Raw genomic sequence first — 19,863 nt, 5'->3', positions numbered from 1 at the left:
CTCCTGGCCACAGCTCTATCATTGCCCCTTACTACCGGAAACGGCCTCACCTGAAACGGAATTTTCCCGCAATGACCCAGCCCATTTCCCCATCGGGGCCACTGTCGGGCGCATGGCGGCCCATGGGGGCACGGGATCTGCCCGCCGTCATGGCGCTGGCCACCGCCATGCATCCCGACTGCCCCGAACGGGCCGATGTGCTGGATGAACGCCGCAGGCTGTGCCCGGCGGGGTGCCTGGTCCTGCCCGATGCATGGGGGAAACCGGGCGGTTATGTCCTGAGCCATCCGTGGCGCATGGACCGCCCGCCGGCGCTGGACACCTACCTGCGCCGCCTGCCGCCGCGGGTGGATTGCTGGTACCTGCACGACATCGCCATCTCCCCCGCCCTGCGCGGGCGGGGCGCGATGCATGACGCCCTGCGCATCCTGACACGGCGCGCCCGCGACCATGGCGTGGGGTGGATGGCACTGATGGCGGCGGAAGGGGCACGCCCGGTCTGGGCGCATATGGGGTTCGAACCCATGACCGGAGTCCCGGCGGACATTACCGCATCCTACGGGGCGGATGCCTGCCCCATGCGCCGCGCCCTTTTCACGACGACGAATATATAATAACAATTTGAAAATAAATAAAGTTTTTGGTGAAGCTTTTTTCAAAAAGCTTCAGGGAACGTCGCCTTTTTGAAAAAAGGCGACACCCAAAAACTTTTATTATTTATTATTGCCAGTCTGTTCTGAAACAGTCGCTTATGCTGGCAGACTGGCCCGCACGCCGCGATCCCGGATGGCCCTGCGCGCGGCGACAACCGCCGCATCCAGCGCGGTGGTGTCCATGTCCCGCCAGCCATCAAAGGCAGGCAGGACCAGGGCGGCCGCAAGGTCACGGTCATTGGCCAGCACGATCTGGTCGGCATCCAGCGTGGGTTCGATCGGGGCGTAGGTCTGGCCCTTTTCATCCTGCCCGCGCAGCATTTCCAGATAGGCGGCGATGCCGAAGGCGATCCGGTCAAGGTCATGCCCGCTGTCCAGTGACCGGCGCACGGTATCGGTCCAGAACACCCGCACCTTGGATGCGCCATCGCTACAGATCCGCAGCAGCGTATCGGCCACGGCGCGGTTGGAAAACCGGCTGAGCAGGCGCCTGCGATAGGCATCCAGGTCCACGCCCGCCGGGGCATCGATCTGCGGCATCGCGTCCTTTGTCCAGTACGCGTTGGCCAGGCGGACCAGATCGGCATCCTCCACCGTTTCATGCGCATAGCGATGCCCCAGCAGCAGGCCCGCGGCACCCAGCAGCACATGCGCCGCATTGAGCATGCGCACCTTCACCTGCTCATACCCCGCCACATCATCCACGAATTCGACCCCCACCCGTTCCAGCGCGGGGCGGCCATTGCAGAAACTGTCCTCCAGCACCCACTGGCTGAAATCCTCCGCCAGTACCGGCAGGTCGTCATCCAGGCCACTTGCTTCGTTCAGGGCATTGCGGGTTGCGGTATCCACCCCCGGCGTGATGCGGTCCACCATGGAACAGGGGAAGGTCACATTCGCGTCGATCCATTCGGCAAGGTCCGCATCCAGCGCGCGGGCGTAGCCCACGAACGCCTCATGCGCGACATGGCCGTTACTGCGCAGGTTATCGCAGGACAGGACGGTAAACGGCCCCGCACCCGCTTCGCGCCTGCGGCGCAGCCCTTCGACCACATAGCCGAACACGGTGGCGGGGCGGCGGGGGGTCTTCAGGTCGGCCTGCACGGCGGGGGTGTCGAGGCGGAACTGCCCGGTTTCCTCGTTGATGTTGTAGCCGCCTTCCGTGATCGTCATGCTGACGATGCGCGTCCGCGGGTCGGCAAGGCGGGCCAGCACGGCTTCGGGATCGGCAGGTGCGAGCAGGTATTCACGCAGCGCACCGATAATGGAGACCGTGCGCGCGCCATCGGCCGCCACGTCCGTCAGGGAATACAGGCAGTCCTGCTGCGTGAAGGCATGGGCCTTGGCCTCGCCGCGCGGACCACCGCCCAGCCCCACGCCCACGATGCCCCATTGGGACTGCCCCGGCAGGGCGAGGCACCTGTTGACGTACCACGCCTCATGCGCGCGAAAGAAGTTGCCGACACCAAAATGAACGATCCCTCGCCCCACTTCCTCCCGCCTGTAACGCAGCGGCTGGACGCTGGCGGGAAGGTGATTCAGGGTTTTTTCGTTCAGCATGGTGCCTTTTGCACTCCTTGGTTGTGGTGTCAGCCCCCGCCCTGTCGCGTCACGACCGTATCGGTGGGGGCAGGCTCGAACGCAGCACCGGACTGGAACGGATGGTCCGAAAGCGGGAACGACCCGTCATCCATCTGCCCGTCCGACCAGATATTGCGCACGGCAAGCCGCATGTCGGCGTGCAGCAGCCCGATGGCAAAACGCATGACAGGGGTCCAGTGTTCCCCCTGGCGTTCCAGTTCATCCAGAATATCACGCATGCCGTCATCGGGTAGCACGCGCCCGCGATGGGACGCGGCCAGCATATCGCAGCGATCGGCCATCTGGCCCAGTATCCGCGCCAGCATGTCACGCTCCTGCTGCAGGATGTCGCCCGTCCGGGCGGTTTCGCCTTCCACCGCCGCGCGTGAAATGAAGATGGCATCGGAACGGACCCGGCGCAAAAGCCCCGGCAGGCGCATCACCAGCGGATCATGCCGCGCCAGTGACCCGGGATGTTCGACCTCCGCCTCCTGCACGCCGTCATTGATGTCCTGCAACAGGGAACGACACATCACATCCACCGTGCCCAGCGCGTCATGGTCGGGATGCTGGTGCAGCGCCGTGGACAGCAGGTCGGACAGGCGGCGCAGCAGGCTTGCGGCATTGCGCAGCACCTCGCGCCGCGCCTCGTTGCGCAGTACGAAGAACGAGACCGCGAACGACACCACAACACCCGTCATGATCGAGGCGATACGCTGCAACGGCCTTGAGAACGGTTCCCCCGTGGCGGGAAACAGCAGCACGACCATGAGCGTGACAATGGCCACCCGCATCTTGGGCCGCAGCGCCACCAGCACCGCCAGCGGCATGAGCATGACCCAGAACACCATGCCCACCGACAGCGCGCACCACTGTTCCAGCGCGATGGCCGACATGCCGGCCGCAGCCCCGATCAACGTGCCCACGATCTGCTCGCGCCCGGTGGATAGCGTCTGGGTCAGGCGGGTCTGGGTAATGACGATGACCGACGTGATCAGCGCCCAGACCGGTTCATCCAGATGGATGATGGTGGCGATGATACCCGACAGGATGAGCGAGACGTTCATCCGCACGACCTGCCGCCATGTCCCCCGCCGCATGATGGACAGCAGCAGGGTCTTCAGGCGTTCCTGCATGCGGTTCAGTGCCCGGCGCCATCCGGCAGGGGAAAGGGCACCCAGCGCAGGCCATCGGAATTCTGCACCAGGAACAGCACGGTCTTGCGGTGCTGGCTGCGGGCCGTGTCAAGCTGGCGGCGCAGGTCGGCCGGCGTGTTCACGGCCGACTGCTGCACCTCGGTCACCACGTCACCGGGGCGCAGGCCGCGTTCGGCGGCCGGGCTGTCATCGGTCACGCCGGTGACCAGCACGCCCTTCTGCCCTTCCGCCATGTTGTATTTCTGGCGCGCGATGTCATCCAGATCACCCACCGTAAAGCCCATGCCGGTAATGGCCATGCTGCCCTGTGCCGGTTTTTTCGCGGGCTGGCTGGCGCCATCGGCCTTGTCGGCCTTTTCCTCGGGCAGGGCGCCGATGGTGATGGCGACATTCATCTCCTGGCCCTTGCGCCAGATCCCCAGATGGGCCACGCTGCCGCCGGCAAGCTCGGCCACAAGGCGCGGCAGGGCGCGGCCATCGATTTCCTTGCCGTTCAGGCTCTGGATCACATCACCCGTCTGCAGGTGGGCCATCGCCGCCGGTCCCTTCGGCTCCACCCCCGCGATCAGCGCGCCATGCGCGCTTTTCAGGCCCAGCCCATCGGCGATTTCCTGCGTCACGTCCTGAATGCGCACGCCAATCCACCCGCGCGTGACGCGGCCATGGCGGCGAAGCTGTTCGATGATGCCCTGCGCCTCGGCCGAAGGGATTGAAAACCCGATCCCGATCGACCCGCCCGAAGGCGAGAAGATGGCAGTGTTGATGCCGATCACCTCCCCGTTCAGGTTGAACAGCGGGCCACCGGAATTGCCCTTGTTGATGGGCGCGTCGGTCTGGATGAAATCATCATACGGACCCTGCTCGATATTGCGCCCGCGTGAGGAGACGATGCCCGCCGTCACCGTGCCCGACAGGCCGAACGGGTTGCCGATGGCCAGCACCCAGTCGCCCACGCGCGCATGGTCGCTGTCGCCAAAGGGCACGGCGGGCAGCGGCCTGGGGCTGTCCACCTTCAGCACCGCAAGGTCGGTGCGGTCGTCATGGCCCAGCAGGCGCGCCTTGAGCACGGTATTGTCCTGAAGAGTAATGGTGATCTGGTCGGCATGGCGCACGACGTGGTTATTGGTCACGATCACGCCCGAAGGGTCGATAATGAAGCCCGACCCCAGCGCCTGCATCTTGCGCGGTGGCGCGTTGGGGCTGTCCTGCCGGTTCATGAAGTCGTGGAAGAATTTCTCGAACGGTGACCCTTCGGGGAAATTGGGCACCTGTGGCGTGCTGTCCCCATCGTCGCCATCGTCATCATCCTCGCCGGGGCGGACCATCTCGGTGGTGGACACGTTGACGACGGCGGGCAGCAGTTTCGCCGCAAGATCGGCAAAGCTGTCGGGCATGTTCCGCCCCTCGCCCGGCAGGCGCAGGGGGGCCGTGGCGGCAGGCGGCGCGCCGGCGGGCGCCGCATTCGGGGCGGGGGCGGGATCAGCCGCGCGCGCGGCATGCCCCCCAAGGGCCGTAACCAGCCCCATGGCAAGGCAGGATCGGGAAAAGGCAGCGGCACGAAAGGACATGGGGCTTATATATCCTGCTGAACTGGATCTGACGCGCTACCCTATACCATGCCCTTCATGCGCGCGGAAACCACGGCCTCAGTTCCGGCACAGCGGCGCGTGCGCGGGCAGGCCATCGGGTTTGGGTGGCGCGGGCCTGCGGGCCGCCACGCGGGCGCGTTCGCGGTTGCGCGCCACCCACAGCAGCACCACGAACCCCACCACGTTCACCACCACCTGCATGACCCAGCCGGTGCCGAAACTGGTCAGCACCAGACGCGCGTACAGGTCCACCAGCGTGCCTGCGGTAAAGATTTCCAGCGAATGCCGCCCGAACAGCGCCATAAGCTGGCCGCCCCGCGTCCCCGCCAGCACGGTGGCCCGTGGCGAGGACTGCACCAGGTAGAACAGCGCCAGCACATCCAGCAGCCGCCACGGGGCCAGGATCATCTTGTCGGGCACCGCCATGCCGACGGGCCGCAGGTCGGCAAAGCCCCAGTCCGTCCAGGGAAAGGACTGCACGAAGGAAAAGACCAGGTACAGCCCGCACACCGCCGCCAGCACGCGCGAACGCGGCAGGCTGCCATCATGCTGCCCCGCAACCCGCGCCCCGCACACCCCCAGCACGAACAGGAACTGCCATGCCAGCGGGTCGAAATACCACCCGTCGGGGTCAAGCCAGTTGGGAAAGTTCAGGCGCGGGTCCAGGTTGACCAGCAGCCAGACCGCCCCGCTCATCCCCAGCACCACGGGCGTCCCCACCCCACGCAGCAGCGCGTACAGGGGCGCGAACCCCAGCAGCAGCACGATATAAAGCGGCAGGATGTTCAGGTTGCCCGGCAAGGCCTGCAATGACAGCACCCGCCATGCCGAATCCAGCCCATGCGCCAGTTCGGGTTCAAGGAAATCGACCGGCACCGGCCAGAAATGCCGCCATATGCGGATGGTGGAAATGCACACCACCACCATCACCATCTGGAATACGTAAAGCTGCCAGCACCGCCGCCCGATCCGCGCCAGCACCGACATGACCGGCTGCTTCCTGCCAAACGCGCGGCCATAGGCCAGCCACGAGGCATAGCCCGCCAGCAGCACGAACACCTCCGCCGCGTCGGCAAAGCCTATATTGCGCATGGTGAAGCGGTTCAGCACATCCTGCGGGATATGGTCGATGCACATCATGAGCAGCGCCACCCCGCGCAGCGCATCGATCCGGTGATCGCGCCGGTGGGGTGTCGCCCCCCGCGAAGTGGAAATGCCCATCGTGTCCCCTGTCCGCCTGAACGATGCACAGAAATGGCTGCAACCATCCTGGCGCAGCGAGCGTAAAGCAGCAAACCGCGCAGCCAGCCATTCCCTCAATGGCAGGGATGCCCCGCATGCCGGGCATGACATATGGGTGGCATGCGGGCGGGTGCCCACCGTTTCATGACTCGACCACCATGGGTCGCCCCTTCTATACCCGCACGGGCCAGAGAGCAGACAGCAGGGAGCGCACAACCATGACCAGTCCCGACAGGGCAACCATCGAAACCGTGCTGCAACATGTGCGCACCGCGGATCATGCCATCAGTGTTGCGGATATGGGCAGCCTGGATGCCTTCATGGTGCGTGATGGCGTCCTGCATGTCGCCATCGCGACCGACCGCACGCGGGCGGGATCGCTGCAACCACTGCTGCCCGAACTGGAACGTGCCCTTGTGGCCGCGGTTCCCGGCTGCACGGCGGCCAGCGTCATCCTGACCGCGCACCGCCCGGCACCCGCCACGCCCGCGCCACAGGCGGCGCCTGCGCCCACCGGCGGCGGCCACCGTCCCCTCAACCTTGGGGGCAAGGCGCCAAAGGCCGCCACCGGCCCGCTGCCGCCAGACGTGGGCGTGGTCATTGCCGTGGCATCGGGCAAGGGGGGCGTGGGCAAGTCCACCACGGCCGTCAACCTGGCGGTGGGCCTGGGGCTGGAGGGGCTGAAGGTCGGGCTGCTGGATGCGGACGTGCATGGCCCTTCCCTGCCACGCATGATGGGTGTTGGCGACCAGCCCGAAGTGCGTGACGGCCGCCTGATCCCGCCGCATAAATGGGGCATCAGCGCCATGTCGATCGGCATGCTGGTGGATGAAAGCAAGGCCATGATCTGGCGCGGGCCAATGGTCATGGGGGCGATCGGGCAGTTGCTGGGCGATGTGGAATGGGGCGCGCTGGACGTGCTGGTGGTGGACATGCCGCCGGGCACGGGGGATGCGCAGTTGACACTGGCGCAGAAAACCGCGCTGGCTGGCGCAGTGATCGTTTCCACCCCGCAGGATATCGCCCTGCTGGACGCCCGGCGCGGGGTTGCCATGTTCGAGAAGATGAACGTGCCGGTGCTGGGTGTCGTGGAAAACATGTCCTATTTCTGCTGCCCCAACTGCAACCACCGCACCGAACTGTTCGGCCATGGCGGGGCAAGGACGGAGGCGGAAAAGATGGGCGTGCCGTTCCTGGGTGAAATCCCGCTGCTGGCCGATATCCGCGCCAGTGCCGACAATGGCGCGCCGATCGTGGTCGCCGCCCCCGACAGCCCGGCGGGGCTGGCCTATCGCGCGCTGGCCCATACGGTTGGCGGCGCGCTGCGTCGCCTGCTGGAACAGAAAAAGAAGGCCACGCGCCAGGCGGACCAGTAAAGAGGAATAAAAGTTCTTCCGGGTGCCGCCTTTTTTCAAAAAGGCGGTGTCTTTCGAAGCTTTTTGAAAAAAGCTTCACCAAAACCTTCCACGATTTCTTACAGCCTGCGGTCGCGCTTGATCCGGTCCCACGCCGCATTGATCTGGGCAATGCGGGCCGCACCCTGCGCCTGTTGCGCGGGGGTGGCACCACGTGCGGTCATGATATCGGGATGGTGTTCGCGCACCAGCCTGCGCCAGACCACGCGGACCTCGTCATTGCTGGCATCGCGTGAGATACCCAGCACCTCGTAAGCGTCAACCTCGCTCACGCCCGGTCGCGCACCGCCGTCACGCGCGCGCTCCCATGCACCGGGGCTGAGGTTGAAGGCCCTGTGCACCCCGCGCAGGAAGGCTTCCTCGCTTGCATTGACCGCGCCATCCGCGCGCGCGATCACGAACAGGGACGCCAGCGCGTCTTCCAGCATGCCGGTCTTGTTGGCGAAGGCGCGGCCCAGTTCGGTGGCGAAGGCACGGTAGTCATCGGTGCGCTGGCGCGCGCTGTCGAACAGGCGGCCGACTTCGCGCATGTTTTCGGGCGGCAGGTGGAAACGGCGCTTGAAGGCATCGATTTCGGCGCGGTTCACCGGCCCGTCGCACTTCGCCATCTTGGCGGACAGGATGATGATGACCAGCCCGTACATCTGGTCGCGCTTGCCCATCACCGCCGCCATCTTGGCCGCCATGAAGGTTGCCGCGCCATTCGGGTCCGCGTTCAGCCGCGGCCCCCAGCGGTCGGTCCATCCCCCTGCCGGCGTTTCCAGCAGGGAGCCATTATCCGCCGCGTGACCCAGCGCCGTGCCCACGACGGCGCCCATGGGGCCGCCAACCGCGAACCCCGCAACGCCACCAAAAAGTTTGCCCCAGATTGCCATGCCCCAACGCTAGCACGGATGCCCGGTCAACCCAACTGATCTTCCCTGTCCGCACCAGCGATTTCCGGCAATGCAGGCATCCATTCCCGCAATGCCTCCACCCGCAGCGCGGATGCCAGCGGGCGGTCCGGCGGGCGGGCGGCGTCAATGCGCCCCACCAGCCCGGCAAGGGTCAGGCCACGCTTTTGCGCGATCAGGCGCAGGGCGTGCCAGAACTCCGGCTCCAGCGCCACGCTGGTGCGATGCCCCGACAGGTTGAGGCTGCGCTTGCGCAGCAGTCGCGCGCCACGCTGCGCGGGCAGCGGCATGCCCGTGGCCTCCGGCTCCGTCACCGGGGCAGCCTGAGCGTGGCCCAGCGCGCGGCATCCGCCACCACCGGGTCGGCATCGTCGCACAATGCCGCGACACTGGGGCGCAGGGCGGGCTGGGCGCTGTTGCCGATGGCCACAGCCACGTTGCGCACGAAACGGTTCCGGCCAATGCGCTTGATGGGGGAGCCGGAAAACCGTGCGCGGAATCCGGCATCATCCAGTGCGGCAAGGTCCTGCAACGCAGGCGCGCGCAGGTCGTCACGCGCGGCCAGTTTCATGTGGTTCGTGGCTGCGGCAAAGCGGTTCCACGGGCAGACGGCCAGGCAGTCATCGCACCCGTAGATGCGGTTGCCCATGGCGGGACGCAGCGCCTCGGGAATCGGGTCGCGGTTTTCAATCGTCAGGTACGAAATGCACCGCCGCGCATCCATCACGCCGGGGGCGGGAAACGCATCGGTCGGGCAGGCCACAAGGCAGCGGGTGCAACTGCCACAGCCCCCGCCCGACGGGGCCGATTGCGGCAGGTCCAGCGTGGTATAGACCTCGCCAAGGAACAGCCAGCTGCCATGCCGGCGCGAGACAAGGCTGGTATGCTTGCCCTGCCAGCCCAGGCCCGCGTTCTGCGCCAGCGGCTTTTCCATCACCGGGGCGGTATCGACAAAGACCTTCACCTGCGTGCCGTCCATGCCCTGCCGCCGTCCTTCACCCACCACGAACTGCGCAAGGTGCTTGAGCATCCCCTTGACCACGTCATGGTAATCGCGGTTGCGGGCATAGACGGAAATATTGCCCGCATCGGGCACGCGGGTCGTGGCCAGCGCATCACCTTCGGGCGCGTAATTCAGCCCAAGGGCGATGACGCTGCGCACTTCGGGCCACAGCGCGCGTGGGTCGCCGCGCTGTTCCATGCGCTGCGCCATCCAGCCCATGCCGCCCGCGAATCCGTTTTCCACGAACATGGCCAGACGATTACGCACCGCATCATCAAGGCGTGCGGGCGCGAATCCCACCGCGTCAAAACCCAGGTCGCGCGCATGGCCGGCAATCCGCGCAGCCATCCGCACGGGGTCAGGGCCGGACGGCGCGGACGGCATCAGGCCACCGGGGGAATGTCGGGAAAGGGCATTTCATCACCACTCCAGTCATCCATCGCCCACTCAGCACGCAGGTGGCCGGCATGGGCGGTGAACGCGCCATCGACGATCGCCGCCCGCATCCCGCGCATGAGCCGCTGGTAATAGGCAAGGTTATGCCATGTCAGCAGCATCGGGCCGAGGATTTCATTCGCCCGGAACAGGTGATGCAGGTAGGCGCGGCTGTGGCGCGAACAGGCCAGGCAGTCGCAATGCGGCGAAATGGGCCGCGAATCGGTGGCATGGCGGGCATTGCGCAGGTTCAGCGTGCCCCGTTCGGTATAGGCGCGCGCTGTTCGCCCCGCGCGCGTGGGCATGACGCAGTCGAACATGTCCACGCCGCGTTCCACGGCGCCAAGCAGGTCATCGGGCGTGCCGACGCCCATAAGGTAACGCGGGCTGGAATCGGGGATCAGCGGCACGGTCGAGTCAAGGGTCGAGAACATGAGATCCTGCCCTTCCCCCACCGCAAGGCCGCCAATGGCATAGCCCTCGAAGCCGATCCCGGTCAGCGCCCTGACGCTTTCGGCGCGCAGTTCCGGCTCGGTCCCGCCCTGGATGATGCCGTACTGCGCGTAGCCGGGGCGCTGGACAAACGCCGTGCGGCAGCGTTCGGCCCAGCGCATGGACATGCGCATGGATTTCGCGATCACGTCGGGGGCCGCAGGTAGTGCTGGGCATTCGTCAAAGCACATGCTGATGGTGGCATCGAGCGCGTGCTGGATATCGGTCGAGCGTTCGGGCGTCAGCCGGTGCTTCGAGCCGTCAATATGCGAGCGGAACGTCACCCCGTCCTGATCCAGCTTGCGCAGCGGCCCAAGCGACATGACCTGGAACCCGCCCGAATCGGTCAGGATCGGCCCCGGCCAGTCCATGAACCGGTGCAGCCCGCCCAGCGCGCGCACCCGTTCCGCCCCGGGCCGCAGCATCAGGTGATAGGTATTGCCCAGCACGATGCCAGCACCCGTGGACCGCACGCTGTCCATCGTCATGGCCTTGACGGTGCCAACGGTGCCAACGGGCATGAAGGTGGGTGTCGGCACGCTGCCATGGGCGGTGTCCAGCCAGCCGGCGCGGGCATGGCCCGCGCGGGCTTCGGGCCGCCAGCGGAATGTGGTCATGGCAGGTCTCCTTCGGTGCGGCGCAGCAGGCAGGCATCGCCATAGGAATAGAAGCGGTAGCCGCTGGCGATGGCGTGTGCATAGGCCGCCTTCATGCGATGATACCCGCCAAAGGCGCAGACCAGCATGAACAGCGTCGAGCGCGGCAGGTGGAAATTGGTCAGCAGCATGTCCACCGCGCGGAAACGGTAGCCGGGGCGGATGAAGATCGACGTCTCGCCATGGAAGGGGTGGACGATGCCGTCTTCATCCGTCGCACTTTCCAGAAGGCGCAGCGAGGTGGTGCCAACCGCAACAATCCGCCCCCCCGCCGCGCGGGCGGCATTGATGCGGGCTGCGGCATGGGGGGAAATCGTGCCGCGTTCGGCATGCATGCGGTGGGCGGAAATCTGGTCGCTGCGCATGGGCAGGAACGTGCCCGCGCCGACATGCAGCGTCAGCGTCTGGCGAATGACACCCGCCGCATCCAGCCCCGCCAGCAGCCCAGGGGTGAAATGCAGCCCCGCCGTGGGGGCGGCCACCGCGCCACGGTGCTGGGCGAAGATGGTGCTGTAATCCTTCCGGTCCTCGTCCGTGGGACCGTCGGGCCGGGCGATATAGGGTGGCAGGGCCAGGTGGCCCACATCATGCAGGAACTGGTCGAATGCCGCCCCTTCCGCGCTGAAACGCAGGGTCACGTCGCCCCCTTCCCCACGCGCGATCACCTGCGCCGTGACAGGGGATGCGCCAAAGGCCAGCACATCACCGGGACGGAGACGGCGGGCATTGCGCGCCAGCGCGTGCCATGTGCCATCGGGCAGGATGCGGTCCAGCGTGATGCCGATCTTCGCGTCTCCCCGCATGGCCTGCAACTGCGCCGGGATCACCGCCGTATCATTGGCCACCAGGATATCGCCCGCGCGCAGGCACCCCGGCAGGTCGCGCACGTGGCGGTCGAGGAAGGGGCCATCCACCGGCACGTCCAGCAGGCGCGCGCTGTCACGCGGGCGGGCCGGATGGTCGGCGATGTTCTGCGGCGGCAGGGTAAAGTCGAAATCAGAAACCAGGTCCGTCATGCGGCTCCCTTTACGGAATCCGCACCATACTTGCCAGCCCGAACTGTCACCATTGCAACAAAGCGGCCAGCCATAGGCCCGCCGCATGGCGATGTTGGACAGACGCAGCCGGGGAAGCCAGAATAAGGCAGCGATTCCCGCACGGGAATTCCATGAACCCGGTTCCCGCCGGGTCATCAGACAGATGGAGAAGAAGACCCATGTCCTATGCCGCACTTGATGCCGCCCGCATTACCCGCGCCTGCCATACCGCGCTGCAGGTGCTGGAATCGGTCGAGGAAAAGGACCGCAACGAGACCTACCAGCGCAAGACGCTGATGATCCAGCGCATCGAGGCCCTGGCCCGCGCCGCCGCCGAAAGCAAGAACGGCGACCAGGTCATCACCCTGACATCGGAAGAATTCTGGCTGATCAGCCAGAACTGGTAACGGCCGCCCCCCGGCCAACGTTGACCCCTATCCGCGCGGCGCACCGCGCGGAAAGCAGGAAACCGACATGACCTTTACACTGACAAGCCGTTCCTTCCACGATGGCGACCGCCTGCCCGCAGCACAGGTGTTCGACGGGATGGGCTATTCGGGCGGCAATATCTCGCCGCCGCTGGCATGGCAGGACCCGCCCGCCGGCACCAAGAGCTTCGCCATCACCCTGTACGACCCCGACGCGCCCACGGGTTCGGGCTGGTGGCACTGGGTTGTCATCAACATTCCCGCCACGGTGTCGTCCCTGCCCGCGGGCGCCGGATCGGGTGACAACAACCTGCCCGAACCCGCCGAAATGACGCGCACCGATTTTGGCGGCAATGTCTATGGTGGCGCAGCCCCCCCGCCGGGGCCGGACCACCATTACATTTTCACCATCCATGCGCTGGATATCGAACGCATCGAACTGCCCAATGATGCATCGGGCGCCATGGTGGGCTTTGTCATCAACCAGCACAGCCTTGGGTCCGCCAGGCTGACCGCCGTGTTTGGCAGGCAGCCGAAATGACGGCCCGCAAGGGCGTTGACCCGATAAACGGTTGATAGGGACAAAACAGTTTTGGGGCGCCGCCTTTTGTCAGAAAGGCGGCGTTCCCTGAAGCTTTTTGAAAAAAGCTTCACCAAAAACCTTTACCACACATTACCCCTGATAGGACGCGATCTCGATCAGGTTGCCATCGGGATCGTTGCAATAGACCGATGTCACCGGCCCGAGCGCGCCAAGGCGGGCCACCGGCCCCTCGGTCACCCGGACGCCGCATTTTTCAAGGTGCTCGATCACATCGACACTGTTCAGCGCGGTGGTGAAGCACAGGTCGTTGGTGCCGGGCAGCGCATCGTCCGCCGTGGTCCAGCCCTCGGCCCCGTAGGGGCGGAGGTTGATTTTCTGGCCACCGAATTTCAGCGCCGTGCGGTTGTTGCGCCCGTATTCCTCGCGCTCCATGCCCAGCACGCGCTGGAACCACGAGGCCGAGACCTCAAGGTCGCGGACACTCACCACAAGGTGGTCAAGACGATCGACGGTAAAACGCATGGCGCTCTCAAACCTCCGGTTGTCCGGCCCGACAGGCAGGCCGGACGCACCGCAGGGGGTACGTTCAGCCAGTCAGGCCGTCATAAAAATCATTACCCTTGTCGTCGATCACGATAAAGGCCGGAAAATTCTCGACCTCGATCTTCCACACCGCTTCCATGCCCAGTTCGGGGTATTCCAGCACCTCGACCTTGCGGATGCAGTCCTGCGCCAGACGGGCGGCGGGGCCGCCTACGGAACCAAGGTAGAAACCGCCATATTCCTTGCACGCATCGCGCACGGCTTTTGAGCGGTTGCCCTTGGCCAGCATGACATACGATCCGCCAGCCTTCTGCAGCATGGCCACATAGCTGTCCATGCGGCCCGCCGTGGTGGGACCGAAGGAGCCGGTGGGCATGCCTTCGGGCGTCTTGGCGGGGCCGGCGTAATAGACGGGATGATCCTTGAGGTACTGGGGCAGGCCCTCGCCCTTTTCCAGCCGTTCGCGGAATTTGGCATGCGCGATGTCACGGGCCACGACCATCGTGCCGGTCAGCGACAGGCGCGTGCGCACGGGATACTGCGACAGCTTGCGGCGGATTTCATCCATCGGCTGGTTCAGGTCGATCTGCACCGCCTCCCCATCCAGATCGTCATCCGTGGTTTCGGGCAGGAAGCGGGCGGGGTCGGTCTCAAGCTGTTCAAGGAATACGCCGTCGGCGGTAATCCGTGCCTTGACCTGACGGTCAGCCGAGCACGAAACCCCGATCCCCACCGGCAGCGACGCACCATGGCGCGGCAGGCGCACGACGCGCACGTCGTGGCAGAAATACTTGCCGCCGAACTGCGCGCCGATCCCCAGGCGCTGGGTCAGCTTGTGGATTTCCGCTTCCATCTCCAGGTCACGGAAGGCGTGGCCATGCGCGCTGCCTTCGGTCGGCAGGCTGTCGAGCCAGCGGGTGGAGGCAAGCTTCACGGTCTCGAGGTTCTGCTCGGCCGACATGCCGCCGATCACCACGGCCAGGTGGTACGGCGGGCAGGCGGACGTGCCCAGCGTGCGGATCTTGCCATCCAGCCATTTCAGCAGGTTTTCCTTGCCCGACAGCAGGGCGCGGGTTTCCTGGAACAGGAAGGTCTTGTTGGCCGACCCGCCGCCCTTGGCGATGAACATGAGGTCCATCTGCTCGGCATGGTAGTCACCGGGTGTGGCCGAGATATGGAACTGCACCGGCAGGTTGGTGCCGGTGTTCACCTCCTCGAACATCGAGACCGGCGCCATCTGCGAATACCGGAGCGCCGTGCCGGTATAGGTGTCGTACACCCCGCGGGAGAAGGCTTCCTCCTCATTGCCGTCCACCCATACGCGCTGGCCCTTCTTGCCATATACGATGGCGGTGCCGGTATCCTGGCACATGGGCAGCACGCCACCTGCGGCGATGCAGGCGTTCTTGAGCAGGTCCAGCGCCACGAAACGGTCGTTTTCCGACGCTTCCGGGTCCTTCAGGATCTTGGCAAGCTGCGCCAGATGGCCGGGACGCAGCAGGTGCGCCACGTCGTTGAACGCGCGGGCGGCCAGCGCGGTCAGTGCTTCGGGGCGGACATGGACCACCGTGCGGCCACCAAGGACCGAGGTGGTAATCCCCCCGATCTCCAGCTTCTTCCACGGTGTGTCATCATCATGCAGCGGGAACAGCGGGCCATAGACAAATGGCTTGCGCGTGGGTGCGGATACATTCAACGGACGGTCTCCTGCCTTTTTTCCCCCGGATTGCTTCCGGGTGGCGGCGTTCAGGTTCAGGGCGCGCCCGGCGCATCCGGCGCGCCCGGATGGAAGATGTGGCTCAGCCCGGTCCCCCCGGCCCCTTCTTGCGGAAGGCGGCGAGACTGACAACCTGCGAGCCTTCGCCCTTGTCCGCATCCGCGCCGTCCGCTGCCGTATCGGTGGCGGGGGCAGCCTGCGCCGTGTCCGCAATCGCGGGCTGGACCGGCACCACGTTGGGCGCCGCGGCAGCCACGGGCGGCTGTTCGGGCACGGTAAAGCGCAGGGCAAGGCGGATATGCGGGTCGGCGAAGGCGGATACGGCCGCCACCGGGATCACCAGCGTGGAGGGAATCCCCCCGAATGACAGCCCGACCGATATGATCTGGCGCGCGCGGTCCACCTTCAGGTCCCAGAACTGGTGCTGAAGGACGATGGTGATTTCGTGCGGGTACTGGGCACGCAGGCGGTCGGGCATTTCAACACCCGGCCAGTCGGTCCTGAATGTCAGGTAGAAATGATGATCACCCGGCAGTCCCTGCGCCGTCGCGTAGTCGAGCGCGCGCAGCATGACCTGCCGGTAGGCATCCTCGATCCAGGAATCATAGGGCATGAGGCTGTCGGGAATGGCGGTGTCAAAACCGTTTTCCTCGTCGTGATCATCGGACATTATCGGACTTCTCCGTACATCCGCCCGGACGGTTTCCCCGCCGGACCGGATTTTTGCAGACATGCGGGTTCAGGCCACGCCGTGCCACAGCTTCAAGCTGTGCGTCAAACTTCATGGCGTGGCAAGCCACTGAGGCCGGGCATCCCTTCACGAAGCGGATACCGCGCCATCAACCTAACATGAACAGCAGACGAGGTGGGAGGGCTTCTGTTGCCCGGTGCCCTCCCGAACCGCGCTTATCGCTTATGCAGCGACAGCGAGCACCTCAGAGTTATCATTGGCACTTGTGATTTAGCCCGATAACGGTGGTACAATGCCGGGCAAAAGGCGGGTCTTTACCATGCGTGTCGAGCCTGTTTCGTCCCCATGTTCCCCATCAGGGGAAATTGGTGGAGACGCCGGGTACCGCCCCCGGGTCCACAACACTTATTCCACGCGCCGTTTATCGCCATAGCCAAGGGGCAAGCCCCTCCGGCATTTCGGGATATAGGGTCTGGCCGCACATCTGGCAAGGGGCGGCAGGGCCGGTGGCGGCGCACGGGGTGGGATTGCCGCGCCCGAAAGGGGGATGGATATTTTTTTGTCCAGGCCCGGTTTTGTCCAGGCCCGGTGGCCGCCCCGTTTCGGCAGGGCGTGCCAAACCCGCCGCGCGCCGGTCGCGTGATGGCGCGGCCGGGTGGCCCCAGGCCCTGGCCTTTCATGAAAAACCGCTGGCCCCGTGCGCCCGGCCCGCGCCATGATGCCGCCATAAGGACGGGCCACAGCCACAGGAGCGCGACAGGCCACGCGGGCGACCATTACGGGCTGGCGTCTTGGATATGCCATGCCCCGTATGGTATGGCCCGCGTCCTTTGCTATGATCGACACAGACGGGACGGGGCGACACATGTTTTCCAGTGAGCAGAAATCGGCAATCGAGGCAGCCCGCGCCGGATGGGCGCAGACGCGCCGCCTTGTCGTCCCCGCGATGGAGGACGTGCTGTACGCCCCCATTCCCGTGCTGGAAACCGGCTTCATCCGCGCGGTGGACTACATGGGCGGCGATAGCGGGATCGTGCAGGGGGCGCGCGTCTCCTACGGCAAGGGCACGCGCAGCACGTCCGATGACCGGGGGCTGATCCGCTACCTCATGCGCCACCGCCACACCAGCCCGTTCGAGCTTGCGGTGTTGAAACTGCATGTGCGCGCGCCCATTTTCGTAACCCGCCAGTGGTTCCGCCACCGCACCGCCAGCATCAACGAATACTCGGCCCGCTATTCGGTGCTGGAAAAGGAATTCTATTTCCCCCGCCCCGAGGACATCGCCGCCCAGTCTACGAACAACAAGCAGGGCCGGGCCGATGCCCTGCCGCCCGAACAGGCGCGGCAGGTGCTGGATATCCTGCGTGATGACGCATCGCGCTGCTATGACCATTACCTCGACCTGCTCAACGAGGACGAAAACGGCGAAAGGCGCGACCCGGGCCGTCCGGCCATCGCGCGGGAACTGGCGCGCATGAACCTGCCGGTCAACATCATGACCCAGTTCTACTGGCAGATTAACCTGTGGAACCTTCTGCACTTCCTGCGCCTGCGCGCGGACAGCCACGCGCAGTACGAAATCCGCGCCTATGCCGACGCCATCCTACAGATCGTGCAGAAATGGGCGCCGCTGACATACGAAGCCTTCACCGATTACATGCGGGACGCGGTCCTGCTGTCCGGTCCCGCGCTGAAGGTGCTGCGCGCGGCCATGGGCGGCCAGCCCGTCGATCCGGCGCAGGCCGGCCTGTCAAAGCGCGAGATCCGGGAACTGGCGGAACTGTTCCCCGAAATCGCGCCAAATCTTGCCCGCTGAGGGCCGCCGCACCTTCAACAAATCGTGATTGAGTGCCACCGCGCCAGCGACATGGCGTTAAAGGCATTGTGGATTTTACGTCACACTCAGCGCGGCAATTCTGCCAGCTTCCCCCGTCCCATGGTCGCTTCAGGGCAGGCTTTGTCCCATGTTCCCCATGCAGGGCAGACACAATATGCCCCCATCCCGTGGCAAGCGGATTGCACAACAGCAATCCCATGCTAGAGAGTGACGCAAGAAAGGGGCGTCATTGCCCGGTTCGGGATTCTTGCAAACACATTGGGCCATCCCGCCATGCCAGCATGGCGGGCAAGCGAATACAGAGGGAAGCGGAAACGAGTATGCGCGCAGAGACAGGATCGAATTCTTGGTCGTCCCGCCCGTTCCCGTCCCCGCGTCGCTCGTCGCTTCGCGTGGCCGGGCTGGCGCTTGGGCTGCTCGGGCTTGCCTCATGCGCAACCCCGCCCCCCAAGGACCCGGACGCGCTGGCTGAATACAAGGAAGCCAACGACAGGTACGAAAAGCTGAACCGCAAGAATTTCGACCTGACCATGTGGGCCAACAAATACACCCTGCGCCCGGTGGCGAAGGCCTATATCTGGGCCGTGCCGCGCCCGCTGCGCAATTCGATCGGCGGGCTGTACCAGACCATGAACGAACCCGTCGTGTTCTTCAACGACGTGGGCGCGGGCAAGCCCCGCCGCGCGGGCGACGCCTTCGTGCGGTGGTGCATCAACATGACGGTCGGCATCGGCGGCCTGATCGACGTGGCCAATTACGCCGGCTACAAGCACCACGACAACGACGCCGGCCTGACGCTGGCGACGTGGGGCGTGCCATCCGGCCCCTACCTGTTCCTGCCGGTGCTGGGTCCGTCCTCGTTCCGTGACGGGGTCGGCTATGGCATCGACGTCGGCCTGTCACCGTGGAACTACGTGCCCCGGGGTTACGGGCTGCTGACCTTCAACTGGGCCTATAATATCATGGGCACCATCAACGGCATGGCCACCAATGTCGACGCGCTGGACCAGGTCATGAAGGATTCGCTTGATCCCTACGCCACCATCCGCAGTGCCTACCAGCAGCAGCGCAAGGCAATGGCGGAAAACATAAAGAACGACCATCGGGCCACCGTGCCCGACTGGTACCACAACAGATAAAAGGGACACAGCGATGCAGACATCCATCCCCCGTCGCCATGCACTGGCTCTGCTGGCAGCGACCGCCGCCGCCATGCCTGTTGCTTCAGCATGGGCGGTTGATGCCAGCGCGCAGGCCCGTTCCTTCGTCACCATGTTCGGCAACAAGCTGGTTGGCGTGGTCAACAGCGATATCCCGCTGGAAAAGAAGAAGCAGGATATCCTGCCCCTTCTGGAACAGTATGTGGATGTGGATGCGATCGGCCGCTACTGCCTTGGCCGCTACTGGCGCACCGCAACGCCGGAGCAGCAGGCGCGCTACATCAAGCTGTTCCACCAGGTGCTGGTCAACGCCATTACCGACAAGATCGGCGATTATCGCGGCGTGACCTTCGTGGTGGGTTCCAGCGCCCCCGCGGGCGAGGACACGGCCGTGTCCACCGTCATCAACCGCCCCGGCCAGCCAGGCGCGGATACCCAGTGGATCATCAGCACAACCAGCGGCAGCCCGAAGGTCGTGGATGTGGTGGGCGAAGGGGCAAGTCTGCGCCTGACCCAGCGGCAGGATTACGGCTCCTTCATCGCACGCAATGGCGGCAATGTGGATGCCCTGCTGCATGCGCTGGACAAGCAGATCGCAAACCATCACTAGAGTTCTCCTGCCCTGCCAAGTAGGGTCAGGTAGCATTGGGAATGCCGGTATTTCTTCTTTTTTAAAACAAAATACTTTTTCTTAGAGCATTCTGTGATTAGGTTGATGCATATCCTGAGTTTTTGAGGTAGTTGGCACATTCCTGTGGTGAGAAGCCTTTGATGAGTGAGCCGATGCGTT

Annotated in this window: 19 protein-coding genes and 1 other RNA gene; 7 read left to right on the top strand and 13 right to left on the bottom strand. The window is 65.1% G+C overall.

Features of this window, described 5'->3' with window-relative positions:
* Positions 1–71: 71 nt before the first annotated feature.
* Positions 72–614, top strand: a complete 543-nt coding sequence (locus tag CFR76_RS07245) for a GNAT family N-acetyltransferase (RefSeq protein ID WP_110556535.1) — start codon at positions 72–74, stop codon at positions 612–614.
* A 135-nt stretch (positions 615–749) separates the two neighbouring features.
* Here the strand turns inward: CFR76_RS07245 and CFR76_RS07240 are convergent, their stop codons facing one another.
* From CFR76_RS07240 to CFR76_RS07225, 4 genes are all read right to left on the bottom strand, one after another.
* Positions 750–2,213 carry a mannitol dehydrogenase family protein gene (locus CFR76_RS07240; protein ID WP_110556534.1) on the bottom strand — a complete coding sequence of 488 codons (1,464 nt, stop codon included), beginning with the start codon at positions 2,211–2,213 and terminating at the stop codon, positions 750–752.
* Between the two features lie 29 nt (positions 2,214–2,242).
* Entirely contained in the window at positions 2,243–3,370 is a 1,128-nt protein-coding gene (locus CFR76_RS07235) for an FUSC family protein (RefSeq protein WP_110556533.1), read from the bottom strand.
* 5 nt (positions 3,371–3,375) lie between these two features.
* Positions 3,376–4,959 (bottom strand): DegQ family serine endoprotease, encoded by a 1,584-nt coding sequence (locus tag CFR76_RS07230; protein WP_110556532.1) that lies wholly within the window; start codon positions 4,957–4,959, stop codon positions 3,376–3,378.
* Positions 4,960–5,037: 78 nt separating this feature from the next.
* Positions 5,038–6,201, bottom strand: a complete 1,164-nt coding sequence (locus CFR76_RS07225; protein ID WP_110556531.1) for an OpgC family protein — start codon at positions 6,199–6,201, stop codon at positions 5,038–5,040.
* Positions 6,202–6,308: 107 nt separating this feature from the next.
* Between CFR76_RS07225 and CFR76_RS07220 the strand changes: the two genes are divergently transcribed.
* Positions 6,309–7,598 (top strand): Mrp/NBP35 family ATP-binding protein, encoded by a 1,290-nt coding sequence (locus CFR76_RS07220; RefSeq protein ID WP_110556530.1) that lies wholly within the window; start codon positions 6,309–6,311, stop codon positions 7,596–7,598.
* Positions 7,599–7,696: 98 nt separating this feature from the next.
* Here the strand turns inward: CFR76_RS07220 and CFR76_RS07215 are convergent, their stop codons facing one another.
* Genes CFR76_RS07215 through queA form a run of 5 tightly spaced genes read right to left on the bottom strand, consistent with a single transcriptional unit; the run spans position 7,697 to position 12,132 of the window.
* Positions 7,697–8,512: a TerB family tellurite resistance protein gene (locus CFR76_RS07215; protein ID WP_110556529.1), complete on the bottom strand. Its 816-nt coding sequence runs from the start codon at positions 8,510–8,512 to the stop codon at positions 7,697–7,699.
* Positions 8,513–8,538: 26 nt separating this feature from the next.
* Positions 8,539–8,820 (bottom strand): ribbon-helix-helix domain-containing protein, encoded by a 282-nt coding sequence (locus CFR76_RS07210; RefSeq protein WP_110556626.1) that lies wholly within the window; start codon positions 8,818–8,820, stop codon positions 8,539–8,541.
* A 20-nt stretch (positions 8,821–8,840) separates the two neighbouring features.
* Entirely contained in the window at positions 8,841–9,917 is a 1,077-nt protein-coding gene (gene queG, locus CFR76_RS07205) for a tRNA epoxyqueuosine(34) reductase QueG (protein WP_110556528.1), read from the bottom strand.
* A complete protein-coding gene (tgt, locus tag CFR76_RS07200; RefSeq protein WP_110556527.1) occupies positions 9,917–11,077 on the bottom strand; it encodes a tRNA guanosine(34) transglycosylase Tgt in 1,161 nt (386 codons plus the stop codon). The genes queG and tgt overlap by 1 nt, the downstream gene beginning before the upstream one ends.
* Positions 11,074–12,132, bottom strand: coding sequence for a tRNA preQ1(34) S-adenosylmethionine ribosyltransferase-isomerase QueA (gene queA, locus CFR76_RS07195; RefSeq protein ID WP_110556526.1), 1,059 nt, complete (start codon positions 12,130–12,132; stop codon positions 11,074–11,076). Before queA ends, tgt begins: the two co-directional genes overlap by 4 nt.
* 200 nt (positions 12,133–12,332) lie before the next feature.
* Here queA and CFR76_RS07190 point away from each other — a divergent pair, with 200 nt between their 5' ends.
* Complete coding sequence (locus CFR76_RS07190; RefSeq protein ID WP_025439670.1) at positions 12,333–12,560, top strand: hypothetical protein; 228 nt, start codon at positions 12,333–12,335, stop codon at positions 12,558–12,560.
* A 67-nt stretch (positions 12,561–12,627) separates the two neighbouring features.
* Positions 12,628–13,122 carry a kinase inhibitor gene (locus CFR76_RS07185; RefSeq protein ID WP_110556525.1) on the top strand — a complete coding sequence of 165 codons (495 nt, stop codon included), beginning with the start codon at positions 12,628–12,630 and terminating at the stop codon, positions 13,120–13,122.
* 132 nt (positions 13,123–13,254) lie between these two features.
* Here the strand turns inward: CFR76_RS07185 and CFR76_RS07180 are convergent, their stop codons facing one another.
* The 4 genes from CFR76_RS07180 to ssrA form a co-directional block, all read right to left on the bottom strand.
* Positions 13,255–13,647 (bottom strand): VOC family protein, encoded by a 393-nt coding sequence (locus CFR76_RS07180; protein ID WP_110556524.1) that lies wholly within the window; start codon positions 13,645–13,647, stop codon positions 13,255–13,257.
* A gap of 64 nt (positions 13,648–13,711) precedes the next feature.
* Entirely contained in the window at positions 13,712–15,364 is a 1,653-nt protein-coding gene (locus tag CFR76_RS07175; protein WP_110556523.1) for a fumarate hydratase, read from the bottom strand.
* Positions 15,365–15,467: 103 nt separating this feature from the next.
* Positions 15,468–16,055, bottom strand: coding sequence for an SspB family protein (locus CFR76_RS07170; RefSeq protein ID WP_110556522.1), 588 nt, complete (start codon positions 16,053–16,055; stop codon positions 15,468–15,470).
* A gap of 196 nt (positions 16,056–16,251) precedes the next feature.
* Positions 16,252–16,571: a transfer-messenger RNA gene (gene ssrA / locus CFR76_RS07165) on the bottom strand.
* A 370-nt stretch (positions 16,572–16,941) separates the two neighbouring features.
* Between ssrA and thyX the strand changes: the two genes are divergently transcribed.
* The 3 genes from thyX (at position 16,942) to CFR76_RS07150 (ending at position 19,683) form a co-directional block, all read left to right on the top strand.
* Complete coding sequence (gene thyX, locus CFR76_RS07160; protein ID WP_167402075.1) at positions 16,942–17,892, top strand: FAD-dependent thymidylate synthase; 951 nt, start codon at positions 16,942–16,944, stop codon at positions 17,890–17,892.
* Positions 17,893–18,314: 422 nt separating this feature from the next.
* The gene (locus CFR76_RS07155; RefSeq protein WP_110556625.1) at positions 18,315–19,052 is read left to right on the top strand and encodes an MlaA family lipoprotein; all 738 of its coding nucleotides are present in this window, start codon (positions 18,315–18,317) and stop codon (positions 19,050–19,052) included.
* Positions 19,053–19,065: 13 nt separating this feature from the next.
* Positions 19,066–19,683: an MlaC/ttg2D family ABC transporter substrate-binding protein gene (locus CFR76_RS07150; RefSeq protein WP_110556520.1), complete on the top strand. Its 618-nt coding sequence runs from the start codon at positions 19,066–19,068 to the stop codon at positions 19,681–19,683.
* Positions 19,684–19,863 lie beyond the last annotated feature (180 nt).

The sequence above is a fragment of the Komagataeibacter swingsii genome (assembly GCF_003207895.1).
GTDB lineage: Bacteria > Pseudomonadota > Alphaproteobacteria > Acetobacterales > Acetobacteraceae > Komagataeibacter > Komagataeibacter swingsii.
Note: the sequence above shows the minus strand (reverse complement) of the source record. Positions and strands in the feature narration are given on the sequence as shown.